This window comes from Buttiauxella cochleicola (assembly GCF_021282435.1).
Classification (GTDB): Bacteria; Pseudomonadota; Gammaproteobacteria; order Enterobacterales; family Enterobacteriaceae; genus Buttiauxella; species Buttiauxella massiliensis.
The window spans coordinates 350,815-370,736 of the sequence record NZ_JAJSOT010000001.1 but is presented as its reverse complement, the minus strand read 5'-3'; the positions used below and the strand labels follow the sequence as shown (position 1 = coordinate 370,736).

Below are 19,922 nucleotides of genomic sequence, written 5' to 3'. Positions count from 1 at the left end.
GCCCGAATGCTTTTACCCAACGGTATAAACTATCATTTCCCGGGTGTTCGGGGAATCCATAGAGAGCGTCCAATTCATAAGAAATGGGGATTAAATCAATAATCTCAAGGCTCATCATCCCGTTCGGCTATTTCATCAGCTTCTTGCGGCGGCGGTGAAAGCGAGCCGCATAGTTTTTGTGCAAGCCAGGTTGCCAATGTTATCAACGCCCAGGAGATGATTGTGGCTACCACTAAATCCCGTGGCCAATGCATCCCGAGAAGCAACCGGCTGCCCATTACACCTGTTGCCCAAACTAACAGCAAAGCAATTGTCAAAGTTCGCCTGCGAGGCCACAACAATCCAACACCCAATAAGGCCCAACTTGCAGCAAACATCGTGTGCCCTGACGGAAACGCAAAACCGGTCTCTTTTTGCCAGTGTTTACGTAACCAACCTGGGACTTCCTGTTGCGTTTCAAGCTGGCTTTTTACCAGTTCGCTACGCTGCTTACGCTTTAAATTGTAGAACTCATCAGTTGGAATATGTTGCGTTTTTTCCAGCCACACAACAAACGGACGCGGTTCCTGCACTTTATCTTTGATGACAGATTTAACGCCCTGCCCAATAAGGATAGCCGCACCGAGTATGGCAAATAGCATCAGTGCTGCTTTTAAGCGAAACCTCAGGCACCATAAAAACCAACCGCACAGCAAAACATGAGTAATAATGCCCCAGGGCTGGGTTACGGTTTCGGTCACCCAATACATCATTTTAAGCCAGACACTATTTCCACCAGGAACCCACTGCCACCCCGAAATCCATACGGCTAAAGGCATGATTAACAGTATTCCGGCACCCATTGTCGTTCGCTTTGCTATTGCCCGCATCACTTATCCTTATGCAATTTGAATATCAAGAATACCTGAAAAAGCGCACCGATGGGAAAACGTAGAGTAACGCAAAGCGTAAAAATAGGAGCCGTGGCAGTCAATTAGGTGAAGTACCCGCCGTTGTGGCAAAATAGCCAGAAGTAATTAAACAAGCCAGACAGCTGGCAGGCGCGATGAGTGCCAACATAAGTACCTGGAGAATCACATGCAGCTTAAACGTGTGGCAGAAGCCAAACTGCCAACCCCATGGGGCGATTTCCTGATGGTGGGCTTTGAAGAACTGGCAACTGGACAAGACCACGTTGCTCTGGTTTTTGGTGATATTAGCGGGAATGATTCTGTTCTGGCGCGAGTACATTCTGAGTGTCTGACGGGAGATGCCCTATTCAGCCTGCGCTGCGATTGCGGTTTCCAGCTTGAAGCAGCTCTTTCCCAGATTGCAGAAGAAGGCCGCGGTATTTTGTTATATCACCGTCAAGAAGGCCGTAACATTGGTCTACTTAACAAAATCCGCGCCTATGCGTTGCAGGATAAAGGCTACGATACGGTCGAAGCCAACCACCAGCTCGGCTTTGCCGCCGATGAACGTGACTTCACGCTGTGTGCGGACATGTTTAAGCTATTAAGTGTTGATGCTGTACGCTTGTTGACCAATAATCCACGCAAGGTAGAAATTCTCAGTGAAGCGGGAATTAATATCGTTGAACGTGTGCCGCTGATTGTCGGCCGTAATCCGAAAAACGCGCATTACCTGGATACTAAGGCCGCCAAAATGGGCCATTTGCTATCTGAAGATTAAGAGATTTCTCCCCCATCGCTGGGGGAGATTTTTGTCTAATTTAGCATGTTGCGAATAACGTAATGCAGGATGCCGTCATTTTTGAAGTACGTTAGTTCATTGCCGGTATCAATACGGCAGCAGCACTCCACCACCTCTTTTCTACCATCGGCGAAGGTTAATATCACCGGAACCGTAGCGCCTGGCGTCAGATCGTTGAGCCCGCTGATATCAATAAACTCCTCACCGGTCAGTCCTAACGTTTTACGTGTCACTCCCTGTGGGAACTCCAGTGGCAAAATACCCATGCCAATCAAGTTTGAACGGTGGATGCGCTCAAATGACTCAGCGATAACCACTCGCACCCCAAGCAGACGCGGGCCTTTTGCCGCCCAGTCACGGCTGGAACCGGAGCCATACTCTTTACCGGCAAACACCGCGAGCGGAATGCCTTTGTCGCGATATTTCATTGCAGCGTCATAAATTGAGATGACTTCATCGCCAGGTAGCAAACGCGTCATTCCCCCTTCAACACCAGGCACCATTTCGTTACGGATGCGAATGTTGGCGAAAGTCCCGCGCATCATCACTTCGTGGTTACCCCTACGCGACCCGTAGGAGTTAAAATCTTTGCGCTCAACACCATGGTTCTGTAGATAACGCCCTGCTGGGCTATCAGGCTTAATACTTCCGGCTGGTGAAATGTGGTCAGTAGTTACTGAATCTCCCAGCATGGCCAGCACGCGGGCACCATGAATGTCCTGCAATGGTTTCGGCGTAGCTTCCATATCATCAAAGAATGGCGACAGACGAATATAAGTAGAATCACTCTGCCAACCGTAAGTATCTGAATGGTCTACTTCGATACTTTGCCATTCTGGTGTTCCCTCAAAGACTTCAGCGTACTCTTTATGGAACATTTCCGTTGATACCTGTGCGACTGCACGGGCGATTTCCTGGCTGCTCGGCCAAATATCTTTGAGGTAAACAGGATCACCTTTGCGGTCATACCCAAGTGGGTCGGTGGTCAGATTAACGTTCATATTTCCGGCAAGGGCATAAGCCACCACTAACGGTGGCGATGCCAGCCAGTTAGTTTTCACCAGCGGGTGAATACGCCCTTCGAAGTTACGGTTTCCTGACAACACGGCACCGACGGTCAGATCCCCCTTCTTAATTGCCTGTTCGATGGGGTCAGGCAACGGCCCGGAGTTACCAATACAGGTGGTGCAGCCATAACCAACCAGGTTAAAACCTAATTCATCGAGATAAGGAGTAAGTTTCGCTTTTGCCAGATAATCCGAAACAACCTTAGAGCCTGGTGCCAGTGAAGCTTTTACCCACGGCTGGCGTTTTAAACCTAAGGTCACGGCTTTTTTAGCCAGCAAGCCCGCCGCCATCAGAACGCTTGGGTTTGAAGTGTTAGTACAAGACGTAATCGCCGAAATCACAACCGCCCCGTCTGGCAACTGATAGCTCTTCCCGCCCATGGTGTAATCCACAGGTGCGCGATCTTTCTGGCTGCTATTTACTTCAAGCTCATTGCTAGCGCTAAAGGCTTTCGGCACATCACCCAGTGCAACACGATCCTGTGGCCGTTTCGGCCCAGCGAGGCTTGCTTCAACCTCATCCATATCCAGGGCCAGTGTGCTTGTAAATACGGGTTCATCGCCCGTATTACGCCACATACCCTGAACCTTAGCATAGGCTTCCACCAGTGCTATTTGCTCTTCACTGCGTCCGCTCAGGCGCATGTAATCCAGCGTAACGGCATCAATCGGGAAGAAACCGCAGGTTGCACCATATTCTGGTGCCATATTGGCGATGGTTGCGCGATCGGCCAGTGGCAATGAGTCCAGACCATCACCATAGAATTCAACGAATTTACCAACCACACCGTGTTTACGGAGCATTTGCGTAACGGTGAGCACGAGGTCCGTCGCAGTAATGCCCTCCCGCAATTTGCCGTTAAGTTTAAAACCGACAACATCCGGAATCAGCATCGAAACAGGCTGACCCAGCATGGCAGCTTCCGCTTCTATACCGCCCACTCCCCAGCCCAGAACACCAAGGCCGTTGATCATAGTAGTGTGTGAATCGGTGCCCACCAGCGTGTCTGGATAAGCTACCAGTTCATCACCCTGCATTTCGCTCCATACTGCTTTTCCAAGATATTCCAGATTGACCTGGTGGCAGATTCCAGTTCCTGGTGGTACCACACTAAAACGACTAAATGCTTGTTGGCCCCAGCGCAGGAAAACATATCGCTCATGATTACGTTCCATTTCCAGGCGAACGTTTTCTTCAAAAGCATCATCATTACCGAAATGATCGACAGTCACGGAGTGGTCAATAACGAGGTCAACAGGAGAAAGAGGATTAACTTTGGCAACATCTCCGCCCAGACGTTTTACGGCTTCACGCATGGCGGCTAAATCAACCACTGCCGGTACGCCAGTAAAATCTTGCATCAGAACACGCGCGGGGCGATAAGCAATTTCACGATCGGCATGAGCATTCTTCAGCCATGCGGCCAGGGCATGAATATCATCCTGAGTGACGGAGTCTTCATCCTGCCAGCGCAGCAGGTTTTCAAGTAGAACTTTCAATGACTTGGGTAACCGAGTGATATCCCCAAGTTCCTTTGCGGCCAGCGGCAAGCTGTAATAGTGATAGGTTTTATTTAGCGCCTGTAAAGTATCCTTACTGGCCTCTCGTAGGGTTAACGACATAGCTCCTCCGTAAATTTCTTAGGATAGCGGTATCCCTGACTAAGATCAGGGACAGTATTAAAGATAACACAAAGATGTCGTAACGATTTGATAACAACCCAAATTGATAAATTGGGTTGTGTAAAGACAGAAGAGAGATTTGATTACACCCCGGAGGAGACCGGGGTGTTGGAATAATTAGTGAGTAAGCATCCAGACCATGTGGGCCCAAAATGCAAACGAAACGGAAAATACGCTAAGCCATGACCAGTATTTGGCACTACAGTGAGTATCCATAATCCACTCTCTTTATTTTTGGTAAACACTATGACTGAATAATTAATCAGTCTGCTTGAATATTGCTGTGTGTAGTGATTACTTAAGAGTGAGGTGTTAATCACATATAATAAAAAAGTGTGATTGACCGCAAGTTAAATAAAGGTAAATAAAAATAACTCTTATTGTTCTATATGTTCGTCTGTTGAAAACAGATCGATAAATTCTTTTTGTTGTTGAGTCAACTGCCACGACTCAGGAACCTGAACTTCACCAGATTTTGCTTCTTTCTGCAGCTTGTCATCTTGCTGACGTACACTTTTTTGCACTTGTCTTTGAGCAAGGGTTGTCATAATTACCCCCAAAAATGCCAGGCTGCCAACGCGACAACGAGCCAGAACAGACCTGATACGAGAAACACCGCCATCCAGGCTTTACGCTTAAGCCCTGTTTCCTTTTGCGGTTCTTCACTTCCTGAAGGCATTGCTAACCTCATACAATCGGCACCACTTATCATAAATCATTAAACAATCGGTATAATTAATCGCCAGCTGGGATTAATCCTAAAGAAACTCTAGTACAAAAGCCAGCGAAATTGCTTTCCAGTTGCAGGAAAATATTTAATCTTTTGACCTGAAATAAATAATTGAAACAGTAAATTTGCGCAGTGGTTATTTATTATCTACGTTTGTCTCTTAATTGAGACAGATTAACCACTTATATTATGTGGGAAATGAGAGTTTCAAGAAGGGAATAAATATGGCGAGAGGTAAATCATATTCTTTATGCAAATGAGAAGAGGTATCTTTCGCGCATGGAAAGATACCTCGCGATATTATTTTGCTGGTAATTTAATATCTTTAAACATCGCTTCAATATCTTCGTTAGATTTTAATGCTACAGCGGTATCAACCACATCACGAGTCAGATGCGGGGCAAAACGCTGAATAAAATCATACATGTAACTGCGCAAGAACGTGCTACGGCGGAAACCAATTTTAGTGGTGCTGTGGCTAAATACGCCCTGGGCTTCAATACGCACCAAATCAGGGTCTGATACCGGGTCCACCGCCATGCTGGCAATAACCCCGACCCCTAATCCCAGGCGCACGTAAGTTTTAATCACATCAGCATCAGTTGCTGTGAACACGATACGCGGTGTTAGTCCCGCACGATTAAATGCCGTATCTAATTCAGAACGCCCGGTGAAACCAAAGGTGTAGGTAACCAGCGGATATTGCGCCAGCTCTTCAATAGAGACGGACTCTTTTGATGCTAGCGGATGATCAGGCGTGACAACAATCGAGCGGTTCCAGTGATAGCAAGGCAACATCACTAAATCATCATAAAGATGTAAAGCTTCGGTCGCTATCGCAAAATCGGCATTGCCTTTAGACACTGCTTCAGCAATTTGTGTTGGTGAACCCTGGTGCATATGCAGCGAGACACGCGGGTAGCGCTCAATAAACCCTTTAATCACATTTGGCAGTGCGTAGCGAGCCTGTGTATGGGTTGTAGCGACATAGAGCGAACCTTTGTCCGGCCAGGTGTGCTCACCGGCGACAGACTTAATAGCATCCACTTTTGAGAGCACTTCGCGGGCAATTCGAATAATCTCCTGCCCGGCAGGCGTCACCTGAGTCAGGTGCTTGCCGCTACGCGCAAAGATCTGAATCCCCAGTTCGTCCTCCAACATACGAACTTGTTTACTGATCCCCGGCTGAGAAGTGTAAAGCCCTTCTGCCGTCGACGAGACGTTGAGGTTGTGATTTACCACCTCTACGATATAACGAAGTTGCTGTAGTTTCATGGCGTTCCATCCGCAGTAAAAGCAGCCCCGACACACGCAGTGGCAGGGGTTCAGACGAGGTGAAATTCTCTTCAACTACTATATCAGTTATATCATCTATGTATAGATTGAAAGAAAAAATAATAATCAGGTTATATAAAAGGATATAAAAAAACCGGAGCAAATGCCCCGGCTTTTAAATTTTAAGAAGGATTACTTCTTGCCTTCAACCCACTTACCATCAACAAAGAATGCTGACCAGCCAGTCGCTTTGCCTTCTTTTTCAGAAGAAACATACTGTTGCTTAGTCTTACGGCTAAACCGGACAACCGCTTTGTTACCGTCCGCATCTTGTTGTGGAGCGTCAGCCAGATAACGCAGTTTCTCTGGCAGACGGTCACGGAAGCGGTACAGTTCTTCCACTAATGGCGCACGTGTTTCACGCGATTTAGGGAAAGTGTTTGCCGCAAGGAAAACACCCGCCGCGCCATCACGCAGGACAAAATAGGCATCCGACTTCTCGCAAGGAAGTTCTGGCAACGGAACCGGATCTTCCTTCGGTGGAGCAACTTCACCGTTACGCAGGATCTTACGGGTATTTTTGCAATCGTCGTTAGTACAAGCCATGTACTTACCGAAACGCCCCATTTTCAGGTGCATTTCAGAACCACATTTCTCACACTCAACGATTGGGCCGTCATAACCCTTAATGCGGAACTCGCCCTCTTCGATTTCGTAACCATCACATGTTGGGTTATTACCACAAACATGCAGCTTACGTTTTGGATCGATGAGGTAGCTGTCCATCGCGGTACCGCATTTGGTACAACGACGTTTCGCACGCAGCGCGTTAGTTTCCGCATCATCCCCTTCAAGAACATTGAGGACTTCGTTTTCCGGCACCAGGTTAATGGTGGTTTTGCAGCGTTCTTTCACTGGCAATGCGTAGCCGGAGCAACCGAGGAACACACCGGTACTGGCAGTGCGAATACCCATTTCACGACCACAGGTCGGGCAATCGATGCTGGTCAGTACCATCTGGTTTGGACGCATACCGCCTTCTTCCGGATCCAGCTCAGCTTTACCAAGTTGCTCACTGAAATCGCTAAAGAAGTTGTCCAGCACCCCTTTCCACTCGGCCTGATTATTAGCCACCTGGTCAAGGCTGCTTTCCATTTGCGCGGTGAAATCGTAGTTCATCAGCTCACGGAAGTTTTCTTCCAGGCGATCAGTAACGATTTCACCCATTTTTTCAGCATAGAAACGGCGGTTTTCTACACGCACATAACCACGATCCTGGATGGTGGAAATGATCGATGCGTACGTAGACGGGCGACCAATCCCACGTTTCTCCAACTCTTTAACCAACGAGGCTTCACTAAAACGAGCCGGTGGTTTAGTAAAGTGCTGGCCAGGAATGATCTCAACCAGTGCGAGTTCATCACCCTGCTCTACAGCTGGCAATGTACGGTCTTCGTCACCTTTGCGCAGCGCAGGCATCACTTTTGTCCAGCCATCAAAACGCAACGTACGGCCACGCGTTTTCAGACGGAAATCACCGGCTTTCACAGTCAAGGTAGTGGAATCGTATTGCGCAGGCGTCATTTGGCACGCTACAAACTGGCGCCAAATCAGCTGGTAAAGTTTCTGTGCATCAGCTTCCATGTCTTTGAGCGACTCGGCAACAACACTCACATCAGAAGGACGAATCGCTTCGTGCGCTTCTTGCGAGTTTTCTTTGCTGGAGTAATGATTCGCGGCTTCTGGAAGATATTTCTTACCGAAACTCTCTTCGATATAACCACGTACCATGCTCACCGCATCCTGGCTCAAGTTAGTTGAGTCAGTACGCATGTAAGTAATATGGCCCGCTTCATAAAGACGCTGTGCCATCATCATGGTTTTCTTCACACCAAAACCAAGACGGGTACTTGCAGCCTGCTGCAAAGTAGAGGTAATGAACGGCGCACCAGGTTTGCTGCTGGTTGGCTTATCTTCACGCTCAAGCACCGAATAACTGGCTTTTTCCAGTTCGCTAACCGCAGACATGGTCTGCTCACGGTTAACCGGGCGGAATGGCTTGTCTTTATGGTGACTGACCTGAACCGGCAGACTATCGCCTTTCGGCGTCGTCAGGTTCGCGTCAATTTCCCAATATTCTTCCGGCACAAACGCTTTAATTTCGCGTTCACGGTCAACCACCAGACGCACAGCAACAGACTGTACACGGCCAGCAGAAAGACCACGGGCAATTTTCTTCCACAGCAGCGGAGACACCATGTAGCCCACAACGCGGTCCATAAAGCGACGCGCTTGCTGTGCGTTAACACGGTCAATATTTAATTCGCCCGGCTTTTCGAAGGCCTGTTGAATTGCATTTTTTGTAATCTCGTTAAAAACAACGCGGCTGTAACGCGTTTCATCACCACCGATAACTTCCCGCAGGTGCCATGCAATGGCTTCCCCTTCGCGGTCAAGGTCGGTTGCGAGATAGATATGGTCTGCTTTTTCAGCCAGTGATTTCAGTTCCGAAACCACTTTTTCCTTACCAGGCAGCACTTCGTACTGCGCTTCCCAGTTGTGCCATGGATCGACACCCATACGATTTACGAGCGCGCCGCGTTCATCCTTTTTGACCTTTTTGGTCCCTTTGGTGGAGGCGGAGTCAGCGCTCTTCTTGGTGGTTGATCCACTGGTCGGCAAATCACGGATATGACCGACGCTGGACTTAACCACGTAGTCATTCCCGAGATATTTGTTGATCGTTTTGGCTTTTGCCGGGGACTCAACGATGACGAGAGCTTTACCCATATTCACCTTTACCTAATGTAATTCTTCCAGGAGACGTCGCACGCTAGTTGCACCTTCCACTGGCGACGCGCTTTTCTATATTGCGACAGCGTCAATGGATATCAACTCTTTTTTCATCACCGGCCAGATTAAGCGAACATTCGCAGGTGATTGAGATAACGAGTCTTTCGCATCGGTGACATAGCACGACGGAACTTTGGTTGAATGTCAAGCAATTCCGTTGCCAGATTTGCGAAAGCGTCACACTCTACCTGATAAAATGAGTTACGCAACTTTATTAGCATGCAGCTCCGATTCCTACCAGCACACTAAACTGATTAAATCACCTTAGGTTTACTCAGGAGATATTGCCCTTTGCAGTATAGCGGAAGTACACTACTGCCAGTTTTTAAAGGAGGAAATCATGAAACCGACCACTCAACCTATCGATAAACAGTCGCTAATTATTGAAGCCAACAAAGTTATCCGTGCCCATGAAGATTTCATGCATGGAATGGAAGCAACTGACGTCGAACAAAAAAACGGGGTGCTGGTATTCAAAGGTGAATACTTCCTTGATGAGCAAGGCTTACCTACCGGTAAAAGCACCGCCGTATTTAATATGTTTAAACATCTTGCGCATGTATTTGCTGAAAAATATCACCTGCAAGACTAAACAAAAAAACGAGGCCAAAAGGCCTCGTTTTTAATTACGCGCTGAATTTGATTACAACAGTGGTTTTTCCCCACGCTGCCACCAGCGTAGCAAAAGATTATCAAGGCTATTTGCCGCACTACCGGTAAAACGGTCCATCATTTTTTTACGGCGCGTGTAGTGAACGTTGATCACTTCGCGGTCTTTCATCAGATTAATCAGCAAATCATCACTGGTGCTCACTGCATCGACCAAACCTTTTTCTAAAGCTTGAGTGCCGTACCAATGTTCACCTGTCGCCACGGAATCAATATCTAATGATGGGCGCATATCATGGACAAACTGCTTAAACAGCTGATGGGTTTCGTTGAGGTCTTCACGGAATTTCTCGCGCCCCTGCTCGGTGTTTTCACCAAACAGTGTCAACGTACGTTTGTACTGCCCGGCAGTATGCAACTCAACATCTATATCATTGCGTTTTAGTAAGCGATGGAAGTTTGGAACCTGTGCGACGACACCAATCGAGCCAATAATAGAAAACGGAGCAGCGACGATTTTGTCAGCCACACACGCCATCATATAACCACCGCTGGCTGCTACTTTATCCACAGCAACCGTCAGACGTACTTTGCTGTCGCGCAGACGCTGTAATTGCGATGCAGCAAGCCCGTAACCATGAACAACACCGCCAGGACTCTCCAGACGCAGCAGAACCTCATCTTCGGGCTTCACTACGGCCAATACTGCGGTTATCTCTTCGCGCAGGGAAGTAACCTCGTGAGCATCCATACTTCCTTTAAAATCCAATACATAAAGTGTTGGTTTGCCAGAAATAACCGTTTCACCTCGTTTAGCGCGTGCTTTTGCTTGTTTCGCTTCGAGTTTGTGTTTTTTCTTTTGAGCTTTATGCCAGAGTTTTTGCTGATGGCCATCAAGCCTTGCCACCTGCATTTCTTCCTGCATTTCCTGGTATTGTTCACTTAAATTGGTGAGACGCAGCTCACCTCGCTGATGTCTTTTGCGACTGGCAACATTCACAATAATCGTGACAAGAATACCAATAGCCGCAACGACCGTGACAATTTTCGCCAAAAACAACCCATAGTTTGCAATCAGATCCACGCTTTCCGCCTTCCATTCAGAGCATTAAATATCTATCACCCAGTGTAACCGAGCCGTGATTCTACGTCTGTAAGCAACTATAAATGCTGCGAGCCCTCTTCCTGAATGCCTTTAGCAAAATGAAACTTTTGCAAAATGTTAATCAAAGGTATTGTCTCCTGTTGCCTGATTGAAATAACCAGTCCTTTCAGGCATAAAGCCTAAAGGTTATAAATCCGAGAAATAAGACGTGAGCAAAAGCATCGCGCGAGGAGTTGAAAGTGCACTATCAACCGAAAACAGATTTACTGCAAAATCGCATCATTTTAGTCACCGGCGCCAGTGATGGTATCGGACGGGAAGCCGCCTTAACTTATGCACGTTATGGTGCAAACGTCATTCTGCTTGGCCGCAACGAAGATAAGCTGCGTAGAGTCGCCGATGAAATCAACACCAGTAATGGCACCTTGCCGCACTGGTTTACCCTGGATTTTTCCAACGCAACACCCGAAGACTGCCAGAGTCTTGCACAAAATCTTTCAGCTCTTTTTCCGCGCTTAGACGGTGTACTGCACAATGCCGGTATCCTCGGCGATATTTGCCCAATGGATGAACAAGATCCGCAAATATGGCAGAACGTGATGCAGGTAAATGTTAACGTCACCTTCTTCCTGACTCAGGCATTGCTTCCTTTATTACTCAAATCTGATGCCGGTTCGTTAGTCTTCACAAGCTCAAGTGTAGGCCGCCAGGGACGTGCGGGCTGGGGTGCCTATGCGGTATCAAAGTTCGCCACCGAAGGGATGATGCAAGTGCTGGCGGAAGAATATAAACAACATAATTTGCGCGTCAATTGTATAAACCCCGGTGGTACACGTACTGCAATGCGTGCTAGCGCATTTCCCACAGAGGATCCTGATAAGCTGAAAACGCCACGGGACCTCATGCCGCTCTATTTATGGCTGATGGGCGATGATAGTCGTCGTAAAACAGGAATGAGCTTTGATGCTCAACCCAACCGTAAACCAGGAATTTCCGAATGAGTGAAGATCGTTACCAGCAGCGCCAACAGCGCCAAAAAGAGAAAGTCGATGCTCGCGTCGCTGCAGCACAAGATGAACGCGGTATTTTGATTGTCTTTACCGGAAACGGTAAAGGGAAAACAACAGCGGCTTTTGGCACTGCAACCCGTGCCGTTGGCCACGGTAAGAAAGTCGGTGTGATCCAGTTTATCAAAGGCCAGTGGCCAAACGGTGAACGTAATCTACTAGAACCACTGGGTGTTGAGTTTCAGGTTATGGCAACTGGTTTTACCTGGGATACTCAAAACCGTGAAACTGATACCGCAGCGTGTCTGGAAGTGTGGGAGCATGCAAAGCGTATGCTGGCAGATGAGTCACTGGATATGGTTCTCCTCGACGAAATCACCTATATGGTCGCCTACGATTACCTGGTTCTTGAAGAGGTGCTGGCGGCGCTTACACATCGTCCTGCAAACCAGACGGTTATCGTGACCGGGCGCGGATGTCATCGGGATATTCTTGAAGTGGCGGATACGGTGAGTGAGTTAAGGCCGGTCAAACATGCCTTTGATGCAGGCGTTAAAGCGCAAATCGGTATCGATTACTAGATAAAAAAATCCCCTCGTCAGAGGGGATTGATGTATTAACTGGAGCGTCCACCGCGACGGCCACCACCACTACCCGTGGTTTGCGTGTGGCGTTTCACCGCACGACGAATCTGGTTCGCCTTCATGCGGCGACGGTCTTTTTCTACCGCCACTTTGCTTTCTGTCTCTTCCTGCAACTCTACCAATTTACGCAGGTAGTTAGTTTGCCCCAGATCGAGTTCAGTGTAACCACCACGTGGCAGGCCTTTCGGCAACTGGATGTCACCGTAACGCACACGAATCAGACGGCTAACCTGGACACCTACTGCTTCCCAGAGGCGGCGCACTTCACGGTTGCGGCCTTCAGTCAGAGTAACGTTGTACCATTGGTTAATGCCTTCACCACCGGTAAATTTGATGGTTTTAAACGCGGCCGGGCCATCTTCAAGCTGCACACCACGACCCAGTTGCTTCACTTTGTCGTCGTCAACTTCGCCGAACACACGTACTGCGTATTCACGCTCTACTTCGCGACTTGGGTGCATCAGGCGGTTTGCCAGCTCACCGTCAGTTGTGAAAAGTAATAAACCACAGGTATTCACATCCAGACGACCGACCGCAATCCAGCGCGCACCGCGCAGTTTTGGTAAACGATCAAATACGGTTGGACGCCCTTCCGGGTCATTACGCGTACACAATTCGCCTTCTGGCTTGTAGTAAGCCAACACGCGGCAAATCTGTTCTGCAGATTCTTTAATGGAAATCAGGTGACCATCAATACGGATTTTCAGGGCCTGTGTTACTTCAACACGATCACCTAATTTGGCAACTTTGCCATCCACACTGACACGGCCGGCAGAGATAATGGTTTCAATCTCACGACGGGAACCATGGCCTGCACGGGCCAAAACTTTTTGTAACTTTTCGCTCTTATCGCTCATTGAGCTTCCTCGGGTGTCGCCTTCACAGGCGTCGAATTGGGATAATGAAGCATGTCAGCCCCATTTTAGGCCGCACAGTATAGCCGCAGACGCACTTATAAGAAAGGCTTAGCGTCACCGGCACCTTCGCGGATAACAACAGGTGCATCCTCAGTTAAATCAACAACCGTTGTCGGCTGCTGCCCAAGGTAACCACCGTGGATAACTAAATCGACAACCTTTTCGAGACGGTCCTTAATTTCTTCTGGATCTGACTCGGTAAACTCACTGCCTGGCAGCATCAGCGATGTCGATAACATCGGTTGGTCCAGCACTTCCAGCAACGCCAACGCTATCGGGTTGGAAGGAACGCGTAAGCCAATCGTTTTACGCTTTTCCTGCAACAAACGGCGCGGAACTTCTTTGGTGCCTTTGAGAATAAAGGTGTAATTACCTGGCGTATTATTTTTGATTAAACGAAACGCCACGTTATCAACAAATGCATATGTTGAAAGCTCGGATAAATCCCGGCACATCAACGTAAAATTGTGCCCATCAGGCAAATGACGGATGCGGCAAATGCGCTCCATTGCCGTTTTATCTTCAAGTTTACAACCCAATGCATAACCCGAGTCGGTTGGGTAAACGATAACGCCGCCCTTACGAACAATTTCAACAGCCTGGTTGATCAGACGCTGTTGTGGGTTATCCGGGTGAATATAGAAAAATTGACTCATACGACTGCCCTCTATTTTGCGATGTGGCCGACATCCCAATTCTGCCAAACAGGTACTACGCCTGCAGGCAGCCAGAGCTTGCGCCCAAGCTCGATCCACGCGCAAGGCATATGGAAATCTGAGCCTTGTGACGCCAGCAAATTAAATTGCTGTGCGTAACTCGCAAGTTGGGTGCGCTCATTGGGAGCTTGCTGGCACTGCGCGACTTCCATGGCATCGCCACCACTTTCGGCAAAGTGCGCCAGCAACCTTTTCAGCCATTTAGCACTCAGGTCATAACGGCCTGGATGCGCCAGAACCGCTTGCCCGCCAGAATGATGAATGACATCAATAGCTTGTTCTATTGTACACCACTGTGGCGGAACGTAACCGGTTTTCCCCTTTGCGAGATATTTCTTAAACACATCAGCCATGGTATTGGCCTTACCACACTCCACCAAGAAACGCGCGAAATGCCCGCGAGTCACTTCGCCACCATTGGCATGACGCATTGCGCCTTCAAGTGCTCCGGGGATATGTGCTTTTTCCAGGCGTTCTGCGATTAATGCTGCTCGCTGAACACGGCGCTCACTTTGCTGGGCAAGAAACTCAGCTAATTGCGGATTGTGCTCATCTACACCTAGTCCAACAATATGTATTTCATGGTTTTCCCAGATGGTAGAGATCTCAACGCCACTAATTAAACGCAGTGGCAATTGCAGGCGTGATACCGCTTCCCTTGCAGCAGCAATTCCGGCTACTGTGTCATGGTCTGTTATTGCCAGAATGCCAACACGCATTTCAACGGCTCGTTGTACTAACGCCTCGGGCGTTAGCAGGCCATCTGACGCGGTGGTATGGCTATGTAAGTCGTAAATCACCGCTAGTGTTGGTTGGCTCAAAATAACTCCGGGTGTGTTAATAAAATGAAAAACGCCGCTCATGATAACGATTTTCCTTCATAACTAAAAATCGCTATTGACTTTGATTCATCGAACTAGTTAACTAGTACGCAAGTTCACACGAGAAAGGTATCTGATAATGAAAGCGATAATCCGCATGCACAGCTGGTGGCGTACTTCCTGATAACGGGCAGTGTCATCGCTATGGCTGAAATTCAGCCCAGATACCAGGCCCGCCAATGAAGCGGGCTTTTTTTTGAACAAAATATGAGAGCAAAAAATGCAAACACAAAAACCAGCGCTCGAATTACTGATTAACGACGCGCCATATCGTGATAACCCAACAGCCGTTTTCCACCAGCTGTGCGGCGCTCGCCCTGCGACCTTGTTACTCGAATCAGCCGATATCGACAGCAAAGACGATTTAAAAAGCTTGCTATTAGTCGACAGTGCGTTGCGCATTACCGCTTTAGGTGACACCGTCACGATTCACGCCCTTTCAGAAAATGGTGCGTCGTTACTTCCCTTGCTGGATGCCGCGCTGCCATCAGGTGTCGAGAATCAACACTCGCCGCAAGGCCGTGTATTGCGGTTCCCGGCGGTGAGTTCCCTGCTGGATGAAGACGCTCGCCTGTGTTCGCTTTCCGTTTTTGACGCCTTCCGCATTATGCAGGAATTGGTCACCGTGCCGGAAAACGAGCGCGAAGCGATGTTCTTCGGCGGCTTGTTTGCATACGACCTGGTGGCAGGATTTGAAGACTTGCCCGAACTCAAGCAAGACAACAACTGTCCCGACTACTGTTTCTACCTGGCAGAGACGTTGCTGGTAATCGACCATCAGAAAAAACACACCCGCATTCAGACGAGCTTGTTCACCCCGTCAGCATCAGAAAAGCAGCGTTTGATTCAACGCACTGCGCAACTGAGCAAGCAGATGGAGCAAGAGCCCGCACCACTGCCAGTACAAAAAGTCGAGCGCATGACCTGCGAATGCAACCAGAGCGATGAAGAGTTTGGCGATGTGGTGCGCAAAATGCAGAAAGCGATTCGCATCGGTGAAATTTTCCAGGTGGTGCCGTCACGCCGTTTCTCGCTGCCTTGCCCTTCTCCGCTGGCCGCCTATCAGACGCTGAAAAAGAGCAACCCAAGTCCTTATATGTTCTTCATGCAGGATAACGATTTCACGCTGTTTGGCGCATCCCCTGAAAGCTCGCTGAAATACGACGCCGATTCCCGCCAGATTGAAATCTACCCGATTGCCGGGACTCGCCCACGCGGTCGCCGTGCTGATGGTTCGCTTGATCGTGACCTCGACAGTCGCATTGAGCTGGAAATGCGTACCGACCATAAAGAGATGTCCGAACATCTGATGTTGGTTGACCTGGCGCGTAACGACCTGGCGCGCATTTGCACACCAGGCAGCCGTTATGTTGCCGACCTGACCAAAGTCGACCGTTATTCATTTGTGATGCACCTGGTTTCCCGTGTGGTTGGCGAGCTGCATAAAGATCTGGATGTGCTGCACGCTTACCGCGCCTGTATGAACATGGGCACGCTGAGCGGTGCGCCGAAAGTTCGCGCTATGCAGTTAATTGCCAAAGCCGAAGGCGTGCGTCGCGGCAGCTACGGCGGTGCCGTGGGTTACTTCACCGCTCATGGTGATCTAGACACCTGCATCGTTATCCGCTCCGCCTACGTCGAAAACGGCATTGCCACCGTACAGGCTGGGGCTGGCGTGGTGCTAGATTCCGTACCGCAGTCCGAAGCTGACGAAACACGTAACAAAGCCCGCGCTGTACTGCGCGCTATCGCTACCGCGCATCATGCACAGGAGATTTTCTGATGGCTGACATTCTGCTGCTCGATAATATCGACTCGTTTACCTATAACCTGGCCGATCAGCTGCGTGCTAACGGACACAATGTCGTCATCTACCGTAACCATGTTCCAGCACAGACCTTAATTGAGCGTCTGGAAACCATGGACAACCCGATACTGATGCTCTCACCAGGTCCTGGTGCGCCTAGTGAAGCGGGCTGTATGCCTGAACTGTTGACGCGTCTACGTGGCAAATTGCCGATTATCGGTATTTGCCTCGGTCACCAGGCGATTGTCGAAGCGTATGGCGGTTATGTCGGCCAGGCGGGTGAAATCTTGCATGGTAAAGCGTCGATTATTTCCCATGACGGCGAAGCGATGTTTGCCGGTCTACCTAATCCGCTGCCGGTTGCACGCTACCACTCACTGGTTGGCAGCAATATTCCAGCAGGTTTGACGATTAACGCTCATTTCGACGGCATGGTGATGGCGGTTCGTCACGACGCCGACCGCGTGTGTGGTTTCCAGTTCCACCCGGAATCTATTCTGACCACGCACGGCGCGCGCCTGCTGGAACAAACGCTCGACTGGGCGCTGCTGAAGTTAAAACAAGCCAACACGCTGCAACCGATTCTCGACAAGCTGTACAAAGCACAGACGCTGAGCCGTGAAGAAAGCCACCAGCTATTTGCTGCGATTGTGCGCGGCGAGCTGAAGCCAGAACAACTGGCTGCGGCGCTGGTCAGCATGAAAGTTCGCGGTGAGCATCCCAACGAAATTGCCGGTGCCGCGACTGCAATGCTTGAAGCCGCAGCGCCATTCCCAAGCCCGGATTATCCGTTTGCCGATATCGTTGGCACCGGCGGCGACGGCAGCAATAGCATTAATATTTCCACTGCCAGCGCCTTTGTGGCCGCCGCAGTGGGACTGAAAGTGGCGAAACACGGCAACCGGAGTGTTTCCAGTAAATCTGGCTCTTCCGACTTACTGGCCGCGTTTGGTATTAATCTGGAAATGAGTGCTGAAGCGTCCCGTAAAGCACTTGATGATTTGGGCGTCTGTTTCCTGTTCGCACCGAAATACCACACCGGTTTCCGCCACGCGATGCCTGTGCGCCAGCAGTTAAAAACCCGCACCTTGTTTAACGTGCTCGGACCACTGATTAACCCGGCTCACCCGCAAATGGCGCTGATTGGCGTTTACAGTGCAGAACTGGTGTTGCCGATTGCCGAAACCCTGCGAGTCCTGGGTTACAAACGTGCGGCGGTGGTACACAGCGGTGGAATGGACGAAGTGTCTCTGCATGCCACCACGCAAGTTGCTGAGCTGCATGACGGCGAGATCAAAAGCTACCAACTGGAAGCGACTGACTTTGGCCTTCCTGCTTATCACCAGGACCAGCTTGCAGGCGGCACACCGGAAGAAAACCGTGACATTCTCAGCCGCCTGTTACAAGGTAAAGGAGAGACAGCTCATGAGTCCGCTGTAGCGGCAAACGTCGCAATGTTAATGCGCCTGCATGGGCAAGAAGATCTTAAAGCGAACGCACAACGAGTGCTGGAAGTACTGCGCAGCGGTGCTGCGTATGACCGGGTTACAGCGCTGGCAGGAAGAGGATAAGTCATGCAGGAAACAGTATTAAAGAAGATCGTCGACGATAAGGCGATTTGGGTTGAAGCACGCAAGCAACAACAACCCTTGGCAAGTTTCCAGAACAACATCGTACCGGCAACACGCAATTTTTATCATGCTCTGCAAGGTGCCCGTACAGCCTTTATTCTGGAGTGTAAAAAAGCCTCTCCATCTAAAGGCGTGATTCGTGATGATTTCGACCCGGCGCGTATTGCTAATGTTTATAAACACTACGCTTCCGCCATTTCAGTATTGACTGACGAGAAATATTTCCAGGGCAGCTTCGATTTCCTGCCAATTGTCAGCAGCATCGTCACGCAGCCAGTATTGTGCAAAGACTTTATTCTCGACGCGTATCAGATTCACCTGGCGCGTTTTTATCAGGCCGATGCCTGCCTGCTGATGTTATCGGTACTCGACGACGAACAATATCGCCAGCTCGCTGCCGTTGCGCACAGCCTGAATATGGGCGTGCTGACCGAAGTGAGTAATGAAGAAGAATTGGAACGTGCGATTGAGCTGAAAGCAAAAGTTGTCGGTATCAACAACCGCGACCTGCGCGATTTATCCATCGACCTCAACCGCACACGCCAGTTAGCGCCGCGATTAGGCCATGGCGTGACGGTCATCAGCGAGTCCGGCATCAGCAATTACGGCCAGATTCGTGAACTAAGCCATTTTGCCAACGGCTTCCTGATTGGCTCCGCCTTAATGGGCGAAGACGATCTCAATGCAGCGGTTCGCCGCGTCACATTAGGCAATAACAAAGTTTGCGGCCTGACCCGTGCGCAAGATGCTCGCGCCGCCTATGAAGCGGGTGCCATTTATGGCGGCCTGATTTTTGTGCCAACCTCACCGCGCTTTGTCAGCGATGAAACCGCCGCAGCGGTTATTGCTGGCGCGCCACTGAAATATGCCGGTGTGTTCCGCAATACTCCGGTTAATGAAGTCGTGCAAAAAGCTGAGGCGTTCTCGCTGAATGCCGTTCAACTGCATGGTGATGAAAACCAGGCGTACATCGACGAACTGCGCGCAACCCTTCCAGAAAAGGTTCAAATCTGGAAAGCACTGAGCGTAAAAGACAGCCTGCCTGCGCGTGATTTAAACCACGTCGACAAATACCTGTTCGACAACGGCCAGGGCGGCAGCGGGCAACGTTTTGATTGGTCACTCCTGGCAGGCCAGAATCTGGACAACGTGATTCTGGCTGGCGGACTGGGTGCGGATAATTGCATAGAAGCAGCGAAAACGGGCTGCATCGGTTTAGATTTCAACTCAGGTGTAGAAAGCGCACCGGGTATTAAAGATGCTAACAAGCTGGCTGCCGTCTTCCAGACGCTGCGGGCTTACTAA

18 protein-coding genes and 1 other annotated feature are annotated in these 19,922 nt (G+C 49.5%); of the genes, 7 read left to right on the top strand and 11 right to left on the bottom strand.

The genetic code is table 11. The features are described from left to right. Positions 1 to 104: 104 nt before the first annotated feature. A complete protein-coding gene (pgpB, locus tag LVQ77_RS01675; RefSeq protein WP_232903494.1) occupies positions 105 to 869 on the bottom strand; it encodes a phosphatidylglycerophosphatase B in 765 nt (254 codons plus the stop codon). Positions 870 to 1,077: 208 nt separating this feature from the next. On the opposite strand from pgpB, the gene ribA reads away from it, so the two are divergent. Continuing rightward, positions 1,078 to 1,671: a GTP cyclohydrolase II gene (gene ribA, locus LVQ77_RS01670; RefSeq protein ID WP_034455434.1), complete on the top strand. Its 594-nt coding sequence runs from the start codon at positions 1,078 to 1,080 to the stop codon at positions 1,669 to 1,671. 35 nt (positions 1,672 to 1,706) lie between these two features. Here the strand turns inward: ribA and acnA are convergent, their stop codons facing one another. The 6 genes from acnA to topA all read right to left on the bottom strand — a co-directional run bounded on the left by acnA (position 1,707) and on the right by topA (position 9,237). Then, positions 1,707 to 4,382 (bottom strand): aconitate hydratase AcnA, encoded by a 2,676-nt coding sequence (acnA, locus tag LVQ77_RS01665; protein ID WP_232903493.1) that lies wholly within the window; start codon positions 4,380 to 4,382, stop codon positions 1,707 to 1,709. A gap of 177 nt (positions 4,383 to 4,559) precedes the next feature. Next, the gene (ymiC, locus tag LVQ77_RS22285; protein WP_279586320.1) at positions 4,560 to 4,658 is read right to left on the bottom strand and encodes a small membrane protein YmiC; all 99 of its coding nucleotides are present in this window, start codon (positions 4,656 to 4,658) and stop codon (positions 4,560 to 4,562) included. 161 nt (positions 4,659 to 4,819) lie between these two features. Next, positions 4,820 to 4,990: a YciX family protein gene (locus tag LVQ77_RS01660; RefSeq protein WP_232903492.1), complete on the bottom strand. Its 171-nt coding sequence runs from the start codon at positions 4,988 to 4,990 to the stop codon at positions 4,820 to 4,822. Positions 4,991 to 4,992: 2 nt separating this feature from the next. Continuing rightward, the gene (locus LVQ77_RS01655; protein ID WP_074388631.1) at positions 4,993 to 5,154 is read right to left on the bottom strand and encodes a YmiA family putative membrane protein; all 162 of its coding nucleotides are present in this window, start codon (positions 5,152 to 5,154) and stop codon (positions 4,993 to 4,995) included. A gap of 318 nt (positions 5,155 to 5,472) precedes the next feature. Next, positions 5,473 to 6,447 carry an HTH-type transcriptional regulator CysB gene (gene cysB / locus LVQ77_RS01650; protein WP_064511628.1) on the bottom strand — a complete coding sequence of 325 codons (975 nt, stop codon included), beginning with the start codon at positions 6,445 to 6,447 and terminating at the stop codon, positions 5,473 to 5,475. Positions 6,448 to 6,639: 192 nt separating this feature from the next. Continuing rightward, positions 6,640 to 9,237, bottom strand: a complete 2,598-nt coding sequence (gene topA / locus LVQ77_RS01645; RefSeq protein WP_232903491.1) for a type I DNA topoisomerase — start codon at positions 9,235 to 9,237, stop codon at positions 6,640 to 6,642. A 403-nt stretch (positions 9,238 to 9,640) separates the two neighbouring features. On the opposite strand from topA, the gene LVQ77_RS01640 reads away from it, so the two are divergent. Further along, positions 9,641 to 9,892 carry a YciN family protein gene (locus LVQ77_RS01640; protein ID WP_034455430.1) on the top strand — a complete coding sequence of 84 codons (252 nt, stop codon included), beginning with the start codon at positions 9,641 to 9,643 and terminating at the stop codon, positions 9,890 to 9,892. Positions 9,893 to 9,943: 51 nt separating this feature from the next. On the opposite strand, the gene sohB is transcribed toward LVQ77_RS01640, so the two are convergent. Continuing rightward, complete coding sequence (gene sohB / locus LVQ77_RS01635; protein ID WP_232903490.1) at positions 9,944 to 10,993, bottom strand: protease SohB; 1,050 nt, start codon at positions 10,991 to 10,993, stop codon at positions 9,944 to 9,946. Positions 10,994 to 11,253: 260 nt separating this feature from the next. Between sohB and LVQ77_RS01630 the strand changes: the two genes are divergently transcribed. Together LVQ77_RS01630 and cobO are read left to right on the top strand one after the other, a co-directional pair. Continuing rightward, positions 11,254 to 12,015, top strand: coding sequence for a YciK family oxidoreductase (locus LVQ77_RS01630; protein WP_232863630.1), 762 nt, complete (start codon positions 11,254 to 11,256; stop codon positions 12,013 to 12,015). Beyond that, complete coding sequence (cobO, locus tag LVQ77_RS01625; protein WP_232903489.1) at positions 12,012 to 12,602, top strand: cob(I)yrinic acid a,c-diamide adenosyltransferase; 591 nt, start codon at positions 12,012 to 12,014, stop codon at positions 12,600 to 12,602. The genes LVQ77_RS01630 and cobO overlap by 4 nt, the downstream gene beginning before the upstream one ends. 35 nt (positions 12,603 to 12,637) lie before the next feature. Here the strand turns inward: cobO and rluB are convergent, their stop codons facing one another. The 3 genes from rluB to rnm form a co-directional block, all read right to left on the bottom strand. Then, positions 12,638 to 13,522, bottom strand: a complete 885-nt coding sequence (gene rluB, locus LVQ77_RS01620; protein ID WP_064511633.1) for a 23S rRNA pseudouridine(2605) synthase RluB — start codon at positions 13,520 to 13,522, stop codon at positions 12,638 to 12,640. 95 nt (positions 13,523 to 13,617) lie between these two features. Next, positions 13,618 to 14,238 (bottom strand): L-threonylcarbamoyladenylate synthase, encoded by a 621-nt coding sequence (locus LVQ77_RS01615; RefSeq protein ID WP_034455425.1) that lies wholly within the window; start codon positions 14,236 to 14,238, stop codon positions 13,618 to 13,620. A gap of 11 nt (positions 14,239 to 14,249) precedes the next feature. After that, on the bottom strand, positions 14,250 to 15,161 hold the full coding sequence (gene rnm / locus LVQ77_RS01610) for an RNase RNM (RefSeq protein ID WP_370644910.1): 912 nt from the start codon (positions 15,159 to 15,161) through the stop codon (positions 14,250 to 14,252). 118 nt (positions 15,162 to 15,279) lie between these two features. Then, positions 15,280 to 15,377, top strand: a sequence feature (Trp leader region). 22 nt (positions 15,378 to 15,399) lie between these two features. Here rnm and LVQ77_RS01605 point away from each other — a divergent pair. The 3 genes from LVQ77_RS01605 to trpCF are packed head-to-tail and all read left to right on the top strand — an operon-like array spanning position 15,400 to position 19,922. After that, positions 15,400 to 16,962, top strand: coding sequence for an anthranilate synthase component 1 (locus LVQ77_RS01605; RefSeq protein ID WP_232863627.1), 1,563 nt, complete (start codon positions 15,400 to 15,402; stop codon positions 16,960 to 16,962). Further along, entirely contained in the window at positions 16,962 to 18,557 is a 1,596-nt protein-coding gene (trpD, locus tag LVQ77_RS01600; RefSeq protein WP_232903487.1) for a bifunctional anthranilate synthase glutamate amidotransferase component TrpG/anthranilate phosphoribosyltransferase TrpD, read from the top strand. Before LVQ77_RS01605 ends, trpD begins: the two co-directional genes overlap by 1 nt. A gap of 3 nt (positions 18,558 to 18,560) precedes the next feature. Further along, positions 18,561 to 19,922: a bifunctional indole-3-glycerol-phosphate synthase TrpC/phosphoribosylanthranilate isomerase TrpF gene (gene trpCF, locus LVQ77_RS01595; protein ID WP_232903486.1), complete on the top strand. Its 1,362-nt coding sequence runs from the start codon at positions 18,561 to 18,563 to the stop codon at positions 19,920 to 19,922.

Excerpts from the sequence above, each read along its gene's own strand:
- cysB (WP_064511628.1), bottom strand. The coding sequence starts at position 6,447 with ATGAAACTACAGCAACTTCGTTATATCGTAGAGGTGGTAAATCACAAC.
- LVQ77_RS01640 (WP_034455430.1), top strand. The coding sequence starts at position 9,641 with ATGAAACCGACCACTCAACCTATCGATAAACAGTCGCTAATTATTGAA.
- LVQ77_RS01605 (WP_232863627.1), top strand. The coding sequence starts at position 15,400 with ATGCAAACACAAAAACCAGCGCTCGAATTACTGATTAACGACGCGCCA.
- rnm (WP_370644910.1), bottom strand. The coding sequence starts at position 15,161 with ATGAGCGGCGTTTTTCATTTTATTAACACACCCGGAGTTATTTTGAGC.
- topA (WP_232903491.1), bottom strand. The coding sequence starts at position 9,237 with ATGGGTAAAGCTCTCGTCATCGTTGAGTCCCCGGCAAAAGCCAAAACG.
- LVQ77_RS01660 (WP_232903492.1), bottom strand. The coding sequence starts at position 4,990 with ATGACAACCCTTGCTCAAAGACAAGTGCAAAAAAGTGTACGTCAGCAA.
- LVQ77_RS01655 (WP_074388631.1), bottom strand. The coding sequence starts at position 5,154 with ATGATAAGTGGTGCCGATTGTATGAGGTTAGCAATGCCTTCAGGAAGT.
- rluB (WP_064511633.1), bottom strand. The coding sequence starts at position 13,522 with ATGAGCGATAAGAGCGAAAAGTTACAAAAAGTTTTGGCCCGTGCAGGC.
- ribA (WP_034455434.1), top strand. The coding sequence starts at position 1,078 with ATGCAGCTTAAACGTGTGGCAGAAGCCAAACTGCCAACCCCATGGGGC.
- pgpB (WP_232903494.1), bottom strand. The coding sequence starts at position 869 with ATGCGGGCAATAGCAAAGCGAACGACAATGGGTGCCGGAATACTGTTA.
- LVQ77_RS01615 (WP_034455425.1), bottom strand. The coding sequence starts at position 14,238 with ATGAGTCAATTTTTCTATATTCACCCGGATAACCCACAACAGCGTCTG.
- trpD (WP_232903487.1), top strand. The coding sequence starts at position 16,962 with ATGGCTGACATTCTGCTGCTCGATAATATCGACTCGTTTACCTATAAC.
- ymiC (WP_279586320.1), bottom strand. The coding sequence starts at position 4,658 with ATGGATACTCACTGTAGTGCCAAATACTGGTCATGGCTTAGCGTATTT.
- cobO (WP_232903489.1), top strand. The coding sequence starts at position 12,012 with ATGAGTGAAGATCGTTACCAGCAGCGCCAACAGCGCCAAAAAGAGAAA.
- trpCF (WP_232903486.1), top strand. The coding sequence starts at position 18,561 with ATGCAGGAAACAGTATTAAAGAAGATCGTCGACGATAAGGCGATTTGG.
- acnA (WP_232903493.1), bottom strand. The coding sequence starts at position 4,382 with ATGTCGTTAACCCTACGAGAGGCCAGTAAGGATACTTTACAGGCGCTA.